The 17,523-nt window shown below is 66.8% G+C and carries 18 protein-coding genes and 2 pseudogenes; 2 read left to right on the forward strand and 18 right to left on the reverse strand.

Going from position 1 to position 17,523, the window contains the following annotated elements; all coding sequences use genetic code 11:
* Nucleotides 1-19: 19 nt before the first annotated feature.
* Genes LRS08_RS13450 through LRS08_RS13465 form a run of 4 tightly spaced genes read right to left on the reverse strand, consistent with a single transcriptional unit; the run spans nt 20 to nt 2,171 of the window.
* Nucleotides 20-568, reverse strand: a complete 549-nt coding sequence (locus LRS08_RS13450; protein WP_257843212.1) for a hypothetical protein — start codon at nt 566-568, stop codon at nt 20-22.
* A gap of 38 nt (nt 569-606) precedes the next feature.
* A complete protein-coding gene (locus LRS08_RS13455; RefSeq protein WP_260480833.1) occupies nt 607-1,236 on the reverse strand; it encodes a trimeric intracellular cation channel family protein in 630 nt (209 codons plus the stop codon).
* A 31-nt stretch (nt 1,237-1,267) separates the two neighbouring features.
* The gene (locus LRS08_RS13460; protein ID WP_257843210.1) at nt 1,268-1,618 is read right to left on the reverse strand and encodes a DUF6768 family protein; all 351 of its coding nucleotides are present in this window, start codon (nt 1,616-1,618) and stop codon (nt 1,268-1,270) included.
* Entirely contained in the window at nt 1,611-2,171 is a 561-nt protein-coding gene (locus LRS08_RS13465) for an RNA polymerase sigma factor (protein WP_257843209.1), read from the reverse strand. The genes LRS08_RS13460 and LRS08_RS13465 overlap by 8 nt, the downstream gene beginning before the upstream one ends.
* A gap of 91 nt (nt 2,172-2,262) precedes the next feature.
* Between LRS08_RS13465 and LRS08_RS13470 the strand changes: the two genes are divergently transcribed.
* Nucleotides 2,263-2,913 (forward strand): YoaK family protein, encoded by a 651-nt coding sequence (locus LRS08_RS13470; protein WP_257843208.1) that lies wholly within the window; start codon nt 2,263-2,265, stop codon nt 2,911-2,913.
* Here LRS08_RS13470 and LRS08_RS13475 read toward each other — a convergent pair.
* Nucleotides 2,898-3,335 (reverse strand): DUF2314 domain-containing protein, encoded by a 438-nt coding sequence (locus LRS08_RS13475; protein WP_260480834.1) that lies wholly within the window; start codon nt 3,333-3,335, stop codon nt 2,898-2,900. The genes LRS08_RS13470 and LRS08_RS13475 overlap by 16 nt on opposite strands.
* A gap of 158 nt (nt 3,336-3,493) precedes the next feature.
* Here LRS08_RS13475 and mgrA point away from each other — a divergent pair, with 158 nt between their 5' ends.
* Nucleotides 3,494-4,501 carry an L-glyceraldehyde 3-phosphate reductase gene (mgrA, locus tag LRS08_RS13480; RefSeq protein WP_260480835.1) on the forward strand — a complete coding sequence of 336 codons (1,008 nt, stop codon included), beginning with the start codon at nt 3,494-3,496 and terminating at the stop codon, nt 4,499-4,501.
* A gap of 6 nt (nt 4,502-4,507) precedes the next feature.
* Here the strand turns inward: mgrA and LRS08_RS13485 are convergent, their stop codons facing one another.
* From LRS08_RS13485 to mdh, 13 genes and pseudogenes are all read right to left on the reverse strand, one after another.
* Nucleotides 4,508-4,909 carry a hypothetical protein gene (locus LRS08_RS13485; RefSeq protein WP_257843205.1) on the reverse strand — a complete coding sequence of 134 codons (402 nt, stop codon included), beginning with the start codon at nt 4,907-4,909 and terminating at the stop codon, nt 4,508-4,510.
* A 10-nt stretch (nt 4,910-4,919) separates the two neighbouring features.
* On the reverse strand, nt 4,920-5,150 hold the full coding sequence (locus tag LRS08_RS13490) for a MarR family winged helix-turn-helix transcriptional regulator (protein WP_260480836.1): 231 nt from the start codon (nt 5,148-5,150) through the stop codon (nt 4,920-4,922).
* Between the two features lie 40 nt (nt 5,151-5,190).
* A pseudogene (locus LRS08_RS20325) lies at nt 5,191-5,370 on the reverse strand (hypothetical protein); the annotation flags it as partial.
* Nucleotides 5,371-5,488: 118 nt separating this feature from the next.
* On the reverse strand, nt 5,489-6,829 hold the full coding sequence (locus LRS08_RS13495; protein WP_257843203.1) for a serine hydrolase: 1,341 nt from the start codon (nt 6,827-6,829) through the stop codon (nt 5,489-5,491).
* Between the two features lie 69 nt (nt 6,830-6,898).
* Complete coding sequence (locus tag LRS08_RS13500; RefSeq protein WP_260480837.1) at nt 6,899-8,149, reverse strand: diguanylate cyclase; 1,251 nt, start codon at nt 8,147-8,149, stop codon at nt 6,899-6,901.
* A complete protein-coding gene (locus LRS08_RS13505) occupies nt 8,119-8,832 on the reverse strand; it encodes a hypothetical protein (RefSeq protein ID WP_260480838.1) in 714 nt (237 codons plus the stop codon). The genes LRS08_RS13500 and LRS08_RS13505 overlap by 31 nt, the downstream gene beginning before the upstream one ends.
* Nucleotides 8,833-8,931: 99 nt before the next feature.
* Nucleotides 8,932-10,327, reverse strand: a pseudogene (lpdA, locus tag LRS08_RS13510) (dihydrolipoyl dehydrogenase).
* Nucleotides 10,320-10,691: a gamma-glutamylcyclotransferase family protein gene (locus LRS08_RS13515; RefSeq protein ID WP_257843200.1), complete on the reverse strand. Its 372-nt coding sequence runs from the start codon at nt 10,689-10,691 to the stop codon at nt 10,320-10,322. The pseudogene lpdA and the gene LRS08_RS13515 overlap by 8 nt, the downstream one beginning before the upstream one ends.
* A 7-nt stretch (nt 10,692-10,698) precedes the next feature.
* The gene (gene odhB, locus LRS08_RS13520) at nt 10,699-11,916 is read right to left on the reverse strand and encodes a 2-oxoglutarate dehydrogenase complex dihydrolipoyllysine-residue succinyltransferase (RefSeq protein ID WP_257843199.1); all 1,218 of its coding nucleotides are present in this window, start codon (nt 11,914-11,916) and stop codon (nt 10,699-10,701) included.
* Nucleotides 11,917-11,942: 26 nt separating this feature from the next.
* Nucleotides 11,943-14,912 carry a 2-oxoglutarate dehydrogenase E1 component gene (locus LRS08_RS13525; protein ID WP_260480839.1) on the reverse strand — a complete coding sequence of 990 codons (2,970 nt, stop codon included), beginning with the start codon at nt 14,910-14,912 and terminating at the stop codon, nt 11,943-11,945.
* Between the two features lie 85 nt (nt 14,913-14,997).
* On the reverse strand, nt 14,998-15,882 hold the full coding sequence (gene sucD / locus LRS08_RS13530; RefSeq protein WP_260480840.1) for a succinate--CoA ligase subunit alpha: 885 nt from the start codon (nt 15,880-15,882) through the stop codon (nt 14,998-15,000).
* Nucleotides 15,883-16,476: a hypothetical protein gene (locus tag LRS08_RS13535; RefSeq protein ID WP_257843198.1), complete on the reverse strand. Its 594-nt coding sequence runs from the start codon at nt 16,474-16,476 to the stop codon at nt 15,883-15,885.
* Nucleotides 16,476-17,438 carry a malate dehydrogenase gene (gene mdh, locus LRS08_RS13540; protein WP_257843197.1) on the reverse strand — a complete coding sequence of 321 codons (963 nt, stop codon included), beginning with the start codon at nt 17,436-17,438 and terminating at the stop codon, nt 16,476-16,478. The genes LRS08_RS13535 and mdh overlap by 1 nt, the downstream gene beginning before the upstream one ends.
* Between the last annotated feature and the right edge of the window lie 85 nt (nt 17,439-17,523).

Here is a 17,523-nt window from a genome sequence, read left to right on the forward strand (position 1 = left end):
CGTAAAGCCGGTGCGGCGATCAGGCGAGGTCGGCGATATGCGCGTCGGCCTCAGCCACCCCCGGATTGCCCTCCGGCCCGAGTGCCTCGGCATAGCGTTCGCGCGCGTCCTGCCACATCATCAGGGCCTGTTCGGGTTCGTCCAGCGCCTCGGCGAGCAGAGCGACGCTGCGCACCGCATTGGCGATCTCAAGCGGCGATACGTCGGGCGAGGCTTCGTAGAGGACGAAGCTTTCGGCGAGCGCGGCGGCGGCGTGATCCTGATCGCCCGCTTCAAGGAAGATGTCCCCGGCATGGCGCAGCGCATGGGCGAGGGCGTGGCCGTCGCCGGCCTGGCGGAGCAGGGCGATCGCCGCCTGCTGATCGTGCTGCGCCCAGTCGAGATCGCCCGCGTCGCGCGCGATCTGGGCCTGACGGGTCAGCGCGCGTGCCTCACCGGAGAGATCGCAATCGGCGTGGAAGGCGGCGATGGCCTCAGCGAAGCAGCGGCGTGCGGCGTCGGGATTGCCCTCCCGACGTCGATCCTCGCCCTGGTCGAGGAACTGGTATCCGCGACTCGCCTCGATCATGGCGCGATGGTCTCAAACCATCGCGCCGTGCGCAAGTCTCAGCGACCGCCGCGATAGGCGGGGAGCGCCAGCTTCCACCGGATCGCCGCCGCACGCAGCGCAAAGCCCGCGCTCGCCGCAAGCAACCCGGCGGCGTAGAGCGGCAGCCCCGCGAGCGTCAGTGCGACGTGGAGCCCCGAGGCGAGCGCAGCGGCGGTGACGTACAGTTCGGGGCGCATCAGGATCGACGGCTCGCCCGCCAGCACGTCGCGGATGATCCCCCCGGCGCAGGCGGTGAGCACCCCCATCAGCATCGCGGGGACCGGCGGGATGCCGAAGCTCAATGCCTTGGCTGCGCCGAATACCGCATAAGCGGCGAGCCCAGCGGCATCGAGCCAGTCGAAACCCTGTCCCTGCCACCAGCGCTGCGGGGTGATCCAGATCAGCGCGGCGACGCCAAGGCACAGGGCGGCGACGAAGGGGTGGTGAACCCACCAGACGGGTGCCCCAATCAACAGGTCGCGGATCGTGCCGCCGCCGACTCCGGTGACCAGCGCGAAAAAGGCGGCAGTGACGAAGGTCTGCCCCCGGCCCGTTGCGGCGAGCGCGCCGGTCGCGGCGAACACCGCGATGCCGAACAGGTCGAGCCAGGGCAGGACGGTGCCGAGCGGGAGGGGGGTGGGGGACATGGTTATCCTGTCTCACCCCGCGCCCCGTGGGTCAACGCGCCGCGCCGACCCCAAGCCGGGCGAGGGTGCGCAGCACGCGCTGGATGTGCAGCACGGGGAGCATCGCCGCCTTGAAGATCGTCGCGACGATGATCAGCGTCATCGCGGGGAAACCCCAGCGCAGCGCCTCCAGCGTCTCGGTCGCGGCGAAGAATTGCCAGGCGGCATAGACTCCGGCGAAGAACATCAGAGTTTGGGCGACGAGCACCACCGCGCTGGTCCAGCCGAGGCTGCCGCCGAACAGCGAGCCGACCTGGGTCAGATAGCCCGGCTCCTCGCCGATCTGGCGCAGCAATTCGCGTTCTTCGGCCGCAATCGCGGCGTCGATGTCATGGTCACGCATGGGGTTCTCCTTCCAATCGGGTTTTCAGCCTGGCGCGGGCGTGCATCAGGCGGGTCTTGACGGTTCCGGCGGGGATGCCGAGCGCGACCGCGGTTTCGGCGATGCTCAGCCCCTCGAAATAATGGAGCGCGACGGCGGCGCGGTGGCCGGGCGGGAGCGCGGCGACTTCGCGGCGCAGTTCGCTGCCCTCGACTGAGGCGTCGGGATCGGGCGCTGCGGCGGCAGGTGCATCCGCAAATTCGGTCGCGAGGGCGCGCTCGGCGACCCGCGCGCCGATGGCTCCGGCAGTCTTGCGGGTTACGATGCGATAGGCCCAGGCGGGGAAGGCGCGTTCGTCGCGCAGGCTGCGGATGCCGCGCAAGATGTCGATCCACGCCGCCTGCACTGCCTCCTCGGCCATCGCGCGGTCGCCGGTCAGGCGCCAGCCATGCGCGACCAGCCGACGGTGCCAGCGTGCGACCAGCCGGTCGAGCGCGCGCCGATCCCCCGCCTGTGCCGCGACGACCAGCCAGCTGTCGGTGGCGCGGTCCGCCCGATGTGCTTCCCCGTTCATGCGGACTAGGTGCGCCCGAAGCGGCATTCGGTTCAATCGGCGATGCGCTTTTCGGCTTGGCGCGGCGGGACTGCTGTGGAGAATGCGGCGGATGAAGGACTATGCCCCCCGCTTCATCGCGCTCGCCGTCGCGCTGGCGGCGCTAGCCGGGTTCGTCGATGCGATCGCGTTCACTCGGCTGGGCGGCTATTTCGTGTCGTTCATGAGCGGCAATTCCACCCGGCTGGGCGTCGGGATCGGGCTGGCGGACGGGACGGCATTGCTGGCGGCGGCGCTGATCCTGGCGTTCGTCGCGGGGGTGATGATCGCGACGATCATTGCGCGGCGCTTTGCCGAGCGGCGCAAGGTCGCGGTGCTGGGCGCGGTGACGCTCACGCTGGCGCTGGCGGCGACGCTGTGGATGGTGCTGCCGGGGCCGCTCCCGCTGCTGCTGGTCGCGGCTGCGATGGGGATGGAGAACGGCGTGTTCGCGCGCGATGGCGAGGTGGCGATCGGCGTGTCGTATATGACCGGATCTCTGGTGCGGATGGCGCAGCGGCTGGCGGGGGCGCTGATGGGCGATGCCGACCGCTGGGCGTTCGTGCCGCATCTGATGCTGTGGCTGGGGTTTGCGGTCGGCGTGGTGCTGGGCGCGCGGACGGCGGTGAGCGCGGCGGACGCGGCGCTGTGGATCGCGGCGATTGCCGCAGGCGGGCTGACATTGGTCGCGGCGGGGCTGACGCGCGGTCAGTCCCAGCCGTGAGATTTGCGCAGCGCGGCCGCTTCGGCCGGGCTGACCATCGACAGCAGCGCGCGGGTGGTGAAGGCGCCTTCGACCCGCTTGCCGTCGCGCACATAGCTCCAGTCGATCACGGCCGCATCGGGGATCGTCACGCTCTGACCCCGGCGATACCCCGGCGCACGCGGGTTGTTGACGAGGATTGCGGTGGTGACGCCATCGCCGCGCGCGACGACCCGCGCCCAGATGAACTCGTCGACCTTTCCGGGCACAAGGTCGTATTTGACCAGGAAATAGCTCTCGCCCCGGCCTGGTGCCGCATAGCGCTTGAAGAAATCGGGAAGACCTTCGCGGGCGGTTCGGATCGCGGCCGCCATTTCGGGTTTGCCCTTGGCGATATCGATAATCGGGTCGGGGCGGGCATGTTGCATCGGCGGCGGGGTCATGCACAAAGCGAGGGCAAAGGCGCAGAACATCGGCGTTTCCTTTCGCTCCTGATCCTACGCCTCGCAACGGCAGCGGGCGATAGGCTGTCAGAAAACGTACGCCCTTGCCGTTCGCGGCGGGTGCGGCCATCACCGCGCCGAACCTGAGGAGCGCCCAGATGAGCTATGTCCCCGCCGCCGAGCGCTATGCCGGCGCCATGCCCTATCGCCGGTGCGGGCGCAGCGGGATCGTGCTGCCTGCGGTGTCGCTGGGGCTGTGGCAGAATTTCGGTGGGGTCGATGTGTACGAGACCGGGCGCGCGATGCTGCGGCGCGCGTTCGACCGCGGGGTCACGCATTTCGACCTCGCGAACAATTACGGCCCGCCCTACGGATCGGCGGAGGAGACGTTCGGGCGGGTGCTGGCGAGCGACCTCAAGCCCCATCGCGACGAGCTGATCGTCTCGACCAAGGCGGGGTGGGACATGTGGCCCGGTCCCTATGGCGATGGCGGCAGCCGCAAGTATCTGATCGCCAGCCTCGACCAGTCGCTGCGCCGCATGGGGCTCGACTATGTCGACATCTTCTACTCGCACCGCATGGACCCCGACACGCCGATCGCGGAGACGATCGGCGCGCTGGTGCAGATCCACCGCCAGGGCAAGGCGCTCTATGTCGGAATCTCCAGCTACACGCCCGAGGCGACGCGGCGCGCGGCGGAGATCCTGCGTGCCGAGGGCGTGCCGCTGCTGATCCACCAGCCCGATTATTCGATGCTGAGCCGCTGGATCGAAGATGGGTTGCTCGATGCGCTGGAAGAGGCAGGGGCGGGGTGCATCGCCTTTTCGCCGCTGGCGCAGGGCCTTCTCGGCGGACGCTACCTCAACGGCGTGCCCGAGGACGCGCGCGCAGCGAAGGATTTTTCGCTGCGGCGTGAGCGGCTGACCGATGCGCTGGTGGCGCGGTTGCGCGGGCTCAACGACATCGCCACAGCGCGCGGGCAGAGCCTGGCGCAAATGGCGATCGCCTGGGTGCTGCGAGATTCTCGCGTCACCTCCGCGCTGATCGGAGCGCGGACTGTGGAGCAGCTCGACAATTCGCTGGATGCGGTGAAGACGCTGGACTTCAGCGCCGAGGAACTGGCGGCGATCGACCGGTTCGCGGCGAAACCGGGGGAGCGGCTTTGACCGCGCTCAACTGGGGAAATGTTCGACATGTGTGTCCCCGTCGCGGCCGAAGTATAGGACGCGGCGACCGGGGAAGCTGACGAGATAGCCGGCGCACCCGGCCGCGCGGACCTTCTCACCAAAGCCGAGATAGGTGTAGCCGGGGGCGTTCGCCTGTGCCTCGGCTATGGCGGCGCGGACGGCTGAAGCATCGAAAGCGGCCGCGACAGGCCTGGTGCCGATATGCGTCGGCAGGTCGAACGCCGTTCCGTCGGGGCGGTAATAGGTTGCAGTGTTGCGGCGATAATCGACGAGATACGAGTCGAATCCGGCGTCGATCAGCGCGCCGACGATCTCGGGGAAGCTGAGACGATTGGCCTCCGCACCGGAAAGACAGTCGCGGGCGATGCTTTGCTGATCTTCGGTCATCGTGGGTCCTTCAGTCGAGCGGGGCGGCGCGCAGGCCGTGCTGTTCGGCGAGCTGGCGCAGGATGCGGTCGAGTGCGGCGCGATCGTCGGGGGTGAGTTCGCCGAACCATTCGGATTCGTTGGCGTCGGCGAGGCTGGCGAGTTCGGGAACGAGCGCGGCTCCCGCGTCGGTCAGCGCGAGGTGATGGGCGCGGCGGTCGTCGGGAAGGGGGGTGCGAACGACAAGCTTTTTTCGCCTCAAGCCGGTCGCCAAGCTTGCTGACCGCGCCGGGGGTCAGCGCCAGCCGCTCTGCGAGGCGCGCGGGGCGCGTGGCGGGGTCGTCGGCCAGCGCGCGGAGGACGACCCATTCAGCGACGGTGACGCCCCGTGCCTCGACCTTGCGCGCGAAAGCGGCGGAGACGTGGTTGGACACGGCACGGAGCCAGTAGCCGGTGTGGGAATCAAGAGGGGCGCTGATCATGTTGACTAGGAAACTATCCGAAGAATGTTTCCTAGTCAACTAGTGGCATATGTGTGGTCGCGTCGCCCTCACCCTTCCGGCTTCGCGCCTCCCTCCCGCTCCCAATGGGAGAGGGAAATCACTTCCGCGGAGCGGGCGTCGAACGCCCGCCCTGATGGAGGATCATCCCGGTGACCTTGCCGCTGGTGTCGCGCGTGAACTCGACCTGCGCATCGACGACCTTGAGGAAAAAGCGGTCCTTGCTCTCGGGGAACAGCTCGAATTCCTGCTGCCCGGTCGCTTGGGTCATCAGCTTGCCGTCCTTGACCCGCATGGTGATCGCAAAGGTCGGGGCCAGCTCGTACACGCCCTCATATTGTGCAAGCTGGTCGGGGGCGACGGTCGTGGCTTTGCGCTCGCCCGGCAGCACCACCGCGCCGCCGCGGGCGAGGGTCATCAGCGACTTGGCTAGCTTGTCCGGCGACGGTCCGTTGAGATTGCCCAGCACGACGACGGTCAGCTTGCGATCGGGATCGTAGGCGAGAAATGTGTTGAAGCCTTCGATCCCGCCACCATGCTGCAGCGTCGTGACGCCGTCCGCCTTGTGAACGACGATGCCGAGTGCGTAGCCGTCCTTTTGCGGCGTGCGGAACGCGGCGAGCGACGCTGGGCTGAGCAGCTTGCCACCATAAACGCCGCGCTGCCATTTCAGCAGGTCGCGGGTGGTGGAATAGAGCGCGCCCGCGCCCTGCGGGATGGTCATGCTGATGTAATCGGCGTTGATCGGCCCGTCCTTTGACGGGGTATAGCCCGATGCGCGGCGCGGGAGGATCGCAGCGTGGCTGTCATAGCCGGTGTCTGCCATGCCGAGCGGTTTGAACAGGTTCGCCGCGACGAACTCGGCATAGCTTTGGCCGCTCAGTTTCTCGATGATCGCGCTCAGCAGGACATAGCCGGAGTTGGAGTAGCTCCACTTTTCGCCCGGCTGGAACTCCAGCGGCTTGTCGCGGAAGCGGGCGACCAGGCTGGCATGTGTCGCGGGCAGCGTCTTGGTCCCGCCATAGTCAGGGAAGCTGGTGAAATTGGGGATGCCCGATGTGTGATTGAGCAAATGGCGGACCGTCACCTTGTCCCAGGCGGCAGGGGCGTCGGGGAGGTAGGTCTTGACCGGCGCGTCGAGCGTCAGCTTGCCGCGTTCCTGAAGCAGCAGTATCGCGACCCCGGTGAACTGCTTGGTGACAGAGCCCAGGCGGAACTTGGTGTCGCCGTCATTGGGGATCTTCCATTCAAGGTTGGCCGAACCATAGCCCTTGTCGAACAGCACCTCGCCATCGCGTGCGACCAGCACCGCGCCCATGAACTCACCCTTTTCGGCATCGTCACGGACCACTGCATCCATCCGGGCAGGGTCCTGCGCGAGCGCGCGTGCGGGCGTGGTTGCAAGGACGATGGCGGCAAGGCCGAGTGCGTAGCGATTCATGTGGAAACCCCTCAGTGTGTTATACTGGTATAACACTATCGCAGGCTGTGCAAGCCGCGGGGATTCGGGTCAGGCGGCGTCGCGTTTTGCGCGTTCGCGCGGCGGGGTTCCGACCCGGTACCACACGATCCGGTCGCGGCCGCGACGCTTGGCTTCATAGAGCGCGGCGTCGGCGCGGGCGAACAGCGCATCGAACCCGTCGCCGTCGCGCGCTCCGGCCACGCCGATGCTGATCGTCATCCGCACCGGCTCGCCGTAGCGACCGGGGGTTTCGAGACTGGCAATGCCGCAACGGACCCGCTCGGCGATGTTCATCGCCTCCGCCCGGGTCTCGGCTTCGACGAGCGCGACGAACTCTTCGCCGCCGATCCGCCCGCACAAATCATGCTCGCGCAGCAGCGAAGCGATTCCGTTCGCGGCCTGAATCAGCGCGCGGTCGCCGACCGGGTGGCCGTGTACATCGTTGATCCGCTTGAAATGGTCGATGTCGAGCACCAGCAGATACTGGTACTCCGGTCTGCAGTCGCGCAGCCTGGCATCGACTTCTTTGACCAGATGGCGGCGATTGGGAATGCCGGTCAGCGGGTCGAGCGTCACCGCGAGCTTCAACTCCTGGTTTGCCCGGTTGAGCGCGGCGGTGCGTTCGGCGACCTTGCGTTCGAGTTCGGTCTGGGCGCTGAGCAACCGTTCGGCCATCGCGTCGAAATCATGGGTCAGCTGGACCACCTCGTCGCGGCTGGTCGCGCGGTCGTCGCCGACATAGCGCGCGGGTGGCGCGCGGCGGGTGAGCGCACGGGTGCGGTCGATCAGGCGGCGCAGCGGCTGTCCGACCTGTCGGCCCATCAGCAGGAAGATCGCAAGCGCCTGAAGGATCAGACAGATCGCTGCGGTGACCGCGACACGCACCACGGTGCGGGTCGACGCGGCGTGCATTACCGCAGGGTCCTGGGCGACAAGGACGTACCATCCATTCGCATCGATCCGGCGCATCGCGACAAAGGCGTGGATCGTATCTGCCTTGCCCAGAAAGGGGCGGTCACCCTCGGCCTGCACGAAGCGCCACAGCGCCTGAAGGTTCGGGTCTGCGGTCGTGGTCAGATCGAACATCGATTCGGGAGCCATGCGGCGCTGTTGCGTATAGGCCGGGTGGTGGATCAGCCGCCCTTCGCGTGAGATCAGGATGACATCGGCACCGGGAACGTCGGCGAAGTCGCTTTGCAGCAACAGCTGGTCAAGCAGCACGCTGGTGCCCCAGGTTCCGATATGTCGCCCGCCGATGTCGACCGGGGTCATGCAGCCGGTGGTCCAGGGTGCCGCCACTGCGGTCGTAGATGATGTGGCGCAGCGAGGTGCAGCGCATGGCGCGGCCCGGGTTGTTCGCGGGCGCCGAGATGGTCGCGAACTCCTCTTTCTGGAAGTCCAGCGTGCTGGGCGCGGTTTTGCGATAGAAGGCGAGCCGATCCCTTGCGGTCCGCCGCAAACATGACGAGTTCGTTCTGGGGAGTGAAGAGATAGAGGCTTTCCATCGCCGGGCGAACGCCCTCGCCAAGCCCATGGACCACGCCCGCCGCCGCCATCAGCAGCTTGCGCTTCTCTGCGTCCGGCTCCTGCGGGATAAATGCACCGACGCCGCGCATGTAACCCAGCGGCGTCGTGCCGCCGTCGTAGAGCGCCGGAGCACTGCGGCGTCCACCGCGCGGATCGACCGCGAACATCGCGTCGAACGCAGCGGGGTTTTCAAGTCGCGAATTGGTCGCGAGTTCGGCGCGGAGCAGTTCGGTCGCGCGCGCATGGGTTTCGCGGATGCGCCCGAACCGCTCCTCCTGCTGGCGCGCGACCTGTTGCGCATAATGGTCGAGTGTCGAGAGGCCAGTGGCGAGCGCTCGGCGGTCGGCGTCGAAGAATGAGAACAGCCCGGCGATGACGAAGATCGCCCCGACGAGCGCGGACAGCATGATCGCCGTCCGCGTCGTGATCGACATATTGCCCAGCCAGCGCCCCACCCGCCTCTCCTTCACCCCCTATATAGAAGATGCGTTCTAAATTTGGACTTAAGGAGAGAGTATAGGTGGCATTCGCACCGGTTGGATAGCGTCCGCGTATCAGACGTGGATCGGTTTGCCCGTCACCGCCATCGCCGCTTCCTTGATCGCTTCGCTGTGCGTCGGATGGGCGTGGCAGGTGTAAGCGATGTCTTCGCTGGTCGCGCCGAATTCCATCGCCTGGGTCGCCTGGGCGATCATCGTGCCCGCGACGCTGGTGATGATCCACACGCCGAGCACGCGATCGGTCTTGGCGTCGGCGATCACCTTCACGAAGCCGTCGGTATTGTGGTTGGTCTTGGCGCGGCTGTTGCCGGCCATCGGGAACTTGCCGACCTTGACCTCGCCCTTTTCCTTCGCGGCTTCCTCGGTGAGGCCGACGCCGGCGATTTCGGGCATGGTGTAGACGACGCTGGGGATCAGGTCGTGGTTTACGATGCCGGTGAGGCCCGCGATATTCTCGGCGACCGCGATGCCCTCATCCTCGGCCTTGTGCGCCAGCATCGGGCCGGGGACGACGTCGCCGATCGCCCAGATGCCGTCAACGGCGGTCTCGAATTCATGCCCGACCTCGATTTGGCCGCGTGCGTTGACGGTGAGGCCAGCGGCTTCGAGGTTGAGGCCGTCGGTGTTGGGACGACGGCCGATCGCGACGAGGACATTGTCGGCCTCGATCGTCTCGGCTGCGCCACCCTTGGCGGGTTCGACGGTGATCGTCGCCTTGCCGCCGCTGACCGCGACGCCGGTGACCTTGGTCCCGGTCTTGAACTCGATGCCCTGCTTTTTGAACAGCTTCTGCGCTTCCTTGCGCACATCGCCGTCGAAGCCGGGAAGGATCTGGTCGAGATACTCGACCACGGTCACCTTCGCACCGACGCGGCGCCACACGCTGCCCAACTCAAGGCCGATCACGCCGCCCCCCGATGACGACGAGATGCTCGGGGACCTTGGCGAGTTCGAGCGCGCCGGTCGAGTCGACGACGACCTGCTGGTCAATCTCGACGCCGGGAAGCGGGGTGACGCTGGAGCCGGTGGCGATGACGATGTTCTTGGCGCGGACCTCACGGTCGCCGACCTTGACGCTGTCCTTGCCGGTGAAGGCGGCATAGCCCTTGAGCCATTCGACCTTGTTCTTCTTGAACAGGAATTCGATGCCGCCGGTCAGGCCCTTGACCGCGTCCTTGCGCTGGCCGTGCATCGCGTCGAGGTCGAGCTCGACCGAGCCGAGCTTGACGCCGAGCTTGGCGAGATGGCCGCCCGCGGCTTCCTCGAACAGTTCCGACGCATGCAACAGCGCCTTGGACGGGATGCAGCCGACATTGAGGCAGGTGCCGCCCAGCGTCTCGCGCCCCTCGGCGCACGCGGTCTTGAGCCCCAGCTGCGCCGCGCGGATTGCGGCGACATAGCCGCCGGGTCCGGCACCGATCACGAGGACGTCGAAGTCGTATTCAGCCATTGTCATGCTCCAGGTCCAGCCCGGGTGCCGCAACATAGAGCCAGGCCGATTGGCCCGATCCCAGCGTCACCCGGCGGCGCTCATATTCGCCGGATTCATAGTCGTCTGCCGCGGCCAGTTCATCCGCCGTCAGCCAATATAGCATTCCATCGATCGCCGGCGCGCTCTCGTCCGCGACCAGCGCCTTGTGGTGGGTGAGGCCGCTCTGCCGCACCACCTCAGGATCGCTGATCCGGATGAGGCCGACGCGCCACCCCGTCACGCTGTCCGCCGATCCGGTGAGGAGCCGCCCGAACTGCTCCTGCTGGACCGCCGCATCCTGCAGCGTTCCATAGGAGAAGATCGGTTCGGTCGGCTCGGTCACGCGGACCTCAGAGGTCGATCAGCAGGCGGGTCGGGTCCTCGATCGCGTTCTTGAGCGCGACGAGGAAGGTCACGGCCTCACGCCCGTCGATCAGGCGGTGGTCGTAGCTGAGCGCAAGATACATCATCGGGCGAATGACGATCTGGCCGTCGCGGACCACGGGGCGGTCCTCGATGCGGTGGAGGCCGAGCACGGCGCTCTGCGGCGGGTTGATGATCGGGGTCGACATCAGCGATCCGAACACGCCGCCGTTGGAGATGGTGAAGGTGCCGCCCTTCATCTCTTCCATCTTGAGCGTGCCGTCCTTGGCGCGCTTGCCGAAGTCGCCGATGGTCTTTTCGACCTGCGCGACGCTCATCTGGTCGGCGTCGCGGATGACGGGGACGACCAGGCCCTGCGGCGCGCTGACCGCGACCGAGATGTCGGCATAGTCGTGATAGACGATCTCATCGCCGTCGATCTGGGCGTTGACGGCGGGGATGTCCTTGAGCGCCATGCACGCGGCCTTCACGAAGAATCCCATGAAGCCGAGGCGGACGCCGTGCTTCTTCTCGAACAGATCCTTGTACTTGGCGCGCGCTTCGATGACGGCGGTCATGTCGACGTCGTTGAAGGTGGTGAGCAGCGCCGCGGTGTTCTGCGCGTCCTTGAGGCGGCGGGCGACGGTCTGGCGCAGGCGGGTCATCCGCACGCGCTCTTCCTTGCGGTCGCCGGTCGATGCCGGAGCTGCTGCGGGCGCGGGAGCCGGGGTCGCGGCCGGAGCAGCGGCGGGCTTGGCCGAGGCGGCGGCGACCACGTCTTCCTTGGTGATGCGGCCGTCCTTGCCGGTGCCGGTGATCGTCGCGGGATCGACGCCATGCTCCAGCACCGCGCGACGCACGGCGGGGGAGAGGGCGGCGGCGACATCGCCAGCAGGCTCGGCTGCAGGGGCCGGGGCAGGAGCCGGTGCCGGGGTCGCGGCGGCGGCGGGCGCCGCAGCGGTGCCAGCGCCAGCCTCGATCGTGCCGAGCAGCGCGCCGACATTGACGGTGTCGCCGACCTTGGCGGCGTGCGCGCCCATCACGCCCGCGACGGGGGCGGGGACTTCGACCGAGACCTTGTCGGTCTCAAGGCTCGCAATGGGTTCGTCCGCCGCGACCGCGTCGCCGGGCTGCTTGAGCCACTCGCCCACGGTCGCTTCGGTGATCGATTCGCCCAGCACGGGGACGAGGATTTCGGTGGCCATCTCGCTGTGTCCTTCCTGGGGAATTCTTAGGCGCCGGCCTTGCCGGCAGTCTTGGGGTCTTCGCTGTGGCGTGCGCGGCGGATCTCCTCGCGCACATTATGGCCGAGCGCGTCGGCGACGAGCGCGCCCTGTTCGGCCTGGTGGCGCTTCATCAGGCCGGTGGCGGGCGATGCCGCCGGAGCGCGGCCGGCATAGCGCGGACGCTGCGGCTTGATGCCCGCTTCGACCATGCACGCCTCGATATAGGGTTCGACGAAGAACCAGTAGCCGTTGTTGCGCGGCTCTTCCTGCGCCCAGACCACTTCCTCGACATTGGTCATGCGCGACAGGCGCTTGACCAGAGGCTCGCCGGGGAAGGGGTAGAGCTGTTCGATTCGAATGATCGCGGTGTTCTTGTCGCCCGCCGCGTCGCGCGCCTCGATCAGATCATAGGCGACCTTGCCGGTGCACAGCACGAGGCGCTTCACATCCTTGTCCGCCGGAGCCGAGGGGTCCGACAGGATCCGCATGAAATGCGTGTCGCCCTGGAACTGGTCGGCGGTCGATACCGCGAGCTTGTGGCGGAGCAGCGACTTGGGCGTCATCACCACCAGCGGCTTGCGGAAATTGCGGTGCATCTGGCGGCGCAGCAGGTGGAAATAGTTAGCCGGAGTGGTGACGTTGGCGACCTGCATGTTGTCCTGCGCGCACGATTGCAGGAAACGCTCGGGACGCGCGGAACTGTGTTCCGGACCCTGGCCTTCATAGCCATGCGGTAACAGCATCACGAGGCCGTTGGCGCGCAGCCATTTGGACTCACCCGACGAGATGAACTGGTCGATCATGATCTGCGCGCCGTTGACGAAGTCGCCGAACTGCGCCTCCCACAGCACCAGGCTCTTGGGGTCGGCGAGCGCGTAGCCATATTCGAAGCCGAGCACGCCATATTCGCTCAAGGGGCTGTCGAGCACCTCGAACCGACCGTGCGGGATTTCGTTGAGCGGCACGTATTTGCGCTCGTCCTTCTGGTCGACCCAGACGGCGTGACGCTGGCTGAACGTGCCGCGACCCGAATCCTGGCCCGACAGGCGCACGCCATAGCCTTCCGACAGCAGCGATCCGAAGGCCAAAGCCTCGCCGGTCGCCCAGTCGAAATTCTCGCCGGTCTTGAACATGTTCGCCTTGGCATCCAGCACGCGCAGCAGCGTCTTGTGCGGAGTCAGCCCTTCAGGAACGGTGGTCAGCGTGCGGCCGAGGCTGTCGAACAGCTTCTTGTCGATGCCGGTCTCGACATTGCGGCGGGCGTTTTCTGCGTCCACCGGGGCGGACAGCCCCGACCAGCGACCGCCGAACCAGTCGGCCTTGTTCGCCTTGTAGGTCGCCCCCGCGCTGAACTCTTCCTCAAGGTGCGCGGTGAAGTCGGCGATGTGCTGGGTCGCGAAGCCGCCATCGATCACGCCCTCCGCCTCAAGCCGCTTGGCATAGAGGTCGGCGACGCCAGGATGGCTCTTGATCTTGGCGTACATCAGCGGCTGCGTGAAGCTCGGCTCGTCGCCCTCGTTATGGCCGAAGCGGCGATAGCACCACATGTCGATGACGACGTCGCGCTTGAACTTCTGGCGATACTCGATCGCCATCTTGCACGCGAAGGTCACCGCCTCGGGATCGTCGCCATTGACGTGGAAGATCGGTGCCTGAACGCCCTTCGCCACGTCCGATGGATAGGGCGAGGAGCGCGCGAATTGCGGGCTGGTGGTGAAGCCGATCTGGTTGTTGATGATGAAGTGGATGCAGCCGCCGGTGTTATAGCCGCGGATGCCCGAGAAGCCGAGGCATTCCCACACGATCCCCTGACCCGCGAAGGCGGCGTCGCCGTGCAACAGCACGGGGAGGACCTGCTCATGGTTTTCCAGATCGTTGCGGTTGGTCTGCTGCGCGCGGACCTTGCCGAGCACGACCGGGTCGACCGCCTCGAGATGCGAGGGGTTGGCGACGAGCGACATATGGACGCTGATCCCGTCGAACTCGCGGTCGGTGCTGGTGCCGAGGTGGTACTTCACGTCGCCCGAGCCGCCGATATCGTCCGGGTTGGCCGAGCCGCCGGCGAATTCGTGGAAGATCACGCGGTACGGCTTGGCCATCACGTTGGCGAGCATGTTGAGGCGACCGCGATGCGCCATGCCGTACACGATCTCGCGCACGCCCATCGCGCCGCCATATTTGATGATCGATTCCATCGCGGGGATCATCGATTCGCCGCCGTCGAGGCCGAAGCGCTTGGTCCCGACATATTTCTTGCCGAGGAATTTCTCCCACTGCTCGGCCTCGATCACCTTGGACAGGATCGCCTTCTTGCCGTTGGGGCTGAATTCGATCGCCTTGTCCTGGCCCTCGATCCGCTCCTGCAGGAAGCGGCGCTCCTCGACATCGGCGATGTGCATATACTCAAGGCCGACATTCCCGCAGTAATTGCGGCGCAGGATCGCCACGATCTCGCGGATGCTGCCTTTTTCGAGGCCGAGATTGCCGCCGAGAAAGATCGGGCGGTCCATGTCCGCCTCGGTGAAGCCGTGATATTCGGGCGTCAGGTCGGCGGGCAGCTCCTGCTTCGACAGGCCGAGCGGGTCGAGATTGGCGGCAAGGTGCCCGCGCACGCGATAGGTACGGATCAGCAGCATCGCGCGGATAGAATCGTTTGCGGCGCGGGCGATGTCCGCAGCCGACGCGGCCGGGGCGGGGGCCGCCGCCGGGGCAGGTGCGCCGCCGCGTGCGGGCTTGGGCGCCGGCTCCATCTGGGTCGGGTCGAGCGCGGCGGTCAGCGCATCGGTGTCCTTGAGCGGCCAGCGCGGATTGGCCCAGCTGGGACCCGTCGCGGTGCTTTCCAGCCCCGCGAACCACTCGCGCCAGCCGGCCTCGACCGAGGCGGGGTCCGCCTTGAACTTCGCATACATCGTCTCGACGAACGCGGGGCTCACGCCACCGGCGATATCCGCGAAATCCAGCCCATCAACGCCCATTTTAACGTTCCTTCGTCACCCCAGCGAAAGCTGGGGTCTCTTGCAGCACGAGGCCCCAGCATTCGCTGGGGCGACGGCATGTGCTTCAGCCCTTCAGCGCCTCAAGCAGCGTCTCGCCGAGCAGGCTGGGCGACTGGCTGACGCGGATGCCCGCTTCTTCCATCGCCGCGATCTTGCTCTCAGCATCGCCCTTGCCGCCCGACACGATCGCGCCGGCATGGCCCATGCGACGGCCCGGAGGGGCGGTGCGGCCCGCGATGAAGCCGGCCATCGGCTTCTTGCGGCCGCGCTTGGCCTCGTCGATCAGGAACTGCGCGGCCTGCTCCTCGGCGTCGCCGCCGATTTCGCCGATCATGATGATCGACTTGGTCGCTTCGTCGGCCAGGAACAGTTCGAGCACGTCGATGAAGTTGGTGCCGTTGACCGGATCGCCGCCGATGCCGACCGCGGTGGTCTGGCCCAGGCCCGCATTGGTGGTCTGGAACACGGCTTCATAGGTCAGCGTGCCCGAACGCGACACGACGCCGACCGAACCTTCGGAGAAGATGTTGCCCGGCATGATGCCGATCTTGCACTGGTTCGGGGTCAACAGGCCGGGGCAGTTCGGTCCGATCAGGCGCGACTTGCTGCCGCTCAGCGCGCGCTTCACCTTGACCATGTCGAGCACCGGAATGCCCTCGGTGATGCAGACGATCAGCGGAATTTCGGCGTCGATCGCCTCGAGGATCGAGTCCGCGGCGAAGGGCGGCGGAACGTAGATGACCGATGCGTCGGCACCGGTCTTGCTCTTGGCTTCGGCGACGGTGTCGAACACCGGCAGGCCGATATGCTCGGTGCCGCCCTTGCCCGGGGTGACGCCGCCGACCATCTGCGTGCCATAGGCCAGCGCCTGCTGGGTGTGGAAGGTGCCGGTCTCGCCGGTCATACCCTGTGTGATGACCTTGGTATTCCGGTCGATGAGAATGGACATTCAGAACCCTCCGATAGATTGCGAAACCAGGACCAGGCCCTGGATGCCGTAAGATGTGCCCAGCGGGTGATCGCGCGGGACATAGGTAATTTCGAGGCTGACGCCAGTCTGCCATGGCTCCCAGAGGCGCTTGGTGGCGGTGCCATTGGCCTGAACCCCGGTGGGTGCCTTGCCGACCCAGCCGTCGATCACTTCGCGCGGCGGGGCGGCGGGCAGGTCGAGGTCATAGGCGCGGCAGCCATCGCCCCAATAGCCTTCCTTCGACACGAAACGGCTGGTGACGAGCCAGACGGTGCGCCCGTCGAAGCTGTGGCGGAAGAGTTGCCCGGCGACCTTGGCCTCCGGTTCCTCCTGCTGCATCGCGGTGCGGCCCTTGGCGATGATTCCGGCGATGCGCGGATCGGCATCGGCCTCCGTGACCTCGGTCCAGCCCGCAGCCTTCGCCGCGGGGCCAACCTTGTCGAACGCGGACTCTCCGTCCGCGCTCTTGAGGTTGAAACACGCCGCCTTGAACGCAGCAAACAGCGGCGATGGCGCAGGGGCGGGTGCCGCCTGCGCCATGCCGAATGCTGCGATGAGGGCGGCTGCCGACATCAGCCGAGCGAGCTGTCGATGCCCTTGCAGGCCACCAGCAGTTCCTTGACCGCGTCGACCGAGACCTGGAGGTTGGCCTTGGCCTCATCGTCCAGCTCGATCTCGACGATCTGCTCGACGCCGCCGGCGCCGATGATCACCGGAACGCCGACATAGAGGTCATCGACGCCGTACTGGCCGGTCAGGTGCGCGGCGCAGGGCAGCAGGCGCTTCTGGTCGTACAGATACGCCTCGGCCATCGCGATGCCGCTGGTGGCGGGGGCGTAGAAGGCCGAGCCGGTCTTGAGCAGGCCGACGATCTCGCCGCCGCCCGAACGGGTGCGCTGAACGATCGCGTCGATGCGCTCCTTGGTCGAGCGGCCCATCTTGATGAGGTCGGGGATCGGGATGCCCGCGACGGTCGAATATTCGACCACCGGCACCATCGTGTCGCCGTGACCGCCGAGCACGAAGCTGTTCACTTCCTTGACCGACACCTTGAACTCATCGGCGAGGAAGTGGCTGAAGCGCGCGCTGTCGAGCACGCCGGCCATGCCGACGACCTTGCTGTGCGGCAGGCCGGAGAATTCGCGCAGCGCCCACACCATCGCGTCGAGCGGGTTGGTGATGCAGATGACGAAGGCATCGGGGGCGTTGGCGGCGATTCCTTCGCCGACGGCCTTCATGACCTTCAAATTGATGCCGAGCAGGTCGTCGCGGCTCATGCCCGGCTTGCGCGCGACGCCGGCGGTGACGATGATGACGTCCGCGCCCGCAATGTCGGCATAATCGTTGCTGCCGGTGATCGTCGCGTCAAAGCCTTCGACCGGGCCGCACTGCGACAGGTCCAGCGCCTTGCCTTGCGGAACGCCCTCGACCACGTCGAACAGGACGATGTCGCCCAGTCCCTTGAGTGCAGCGAGATGGGCAAGCGTGCCGCCGATATTGCCGGCGCCGATAAGGGCGATCTTCTTGCGGGCCAAATGAGCCTCCCTGAACATGCGTTGGGCGGCCTGTCCTACACAATTGGCCGCAGGGACGCGGCGGGCCTTAGGCTCTTTATAGAGG

Origin of the sequence: Sphingomonas sp. J315 (assembly GCF_024666595.1) — a bacterium.
GTDB lineage: Bacteria > Pseudomonadota > Alphaproteobacteria > Sphingomonadales > Sphingomonadaceae > Sphingomonas.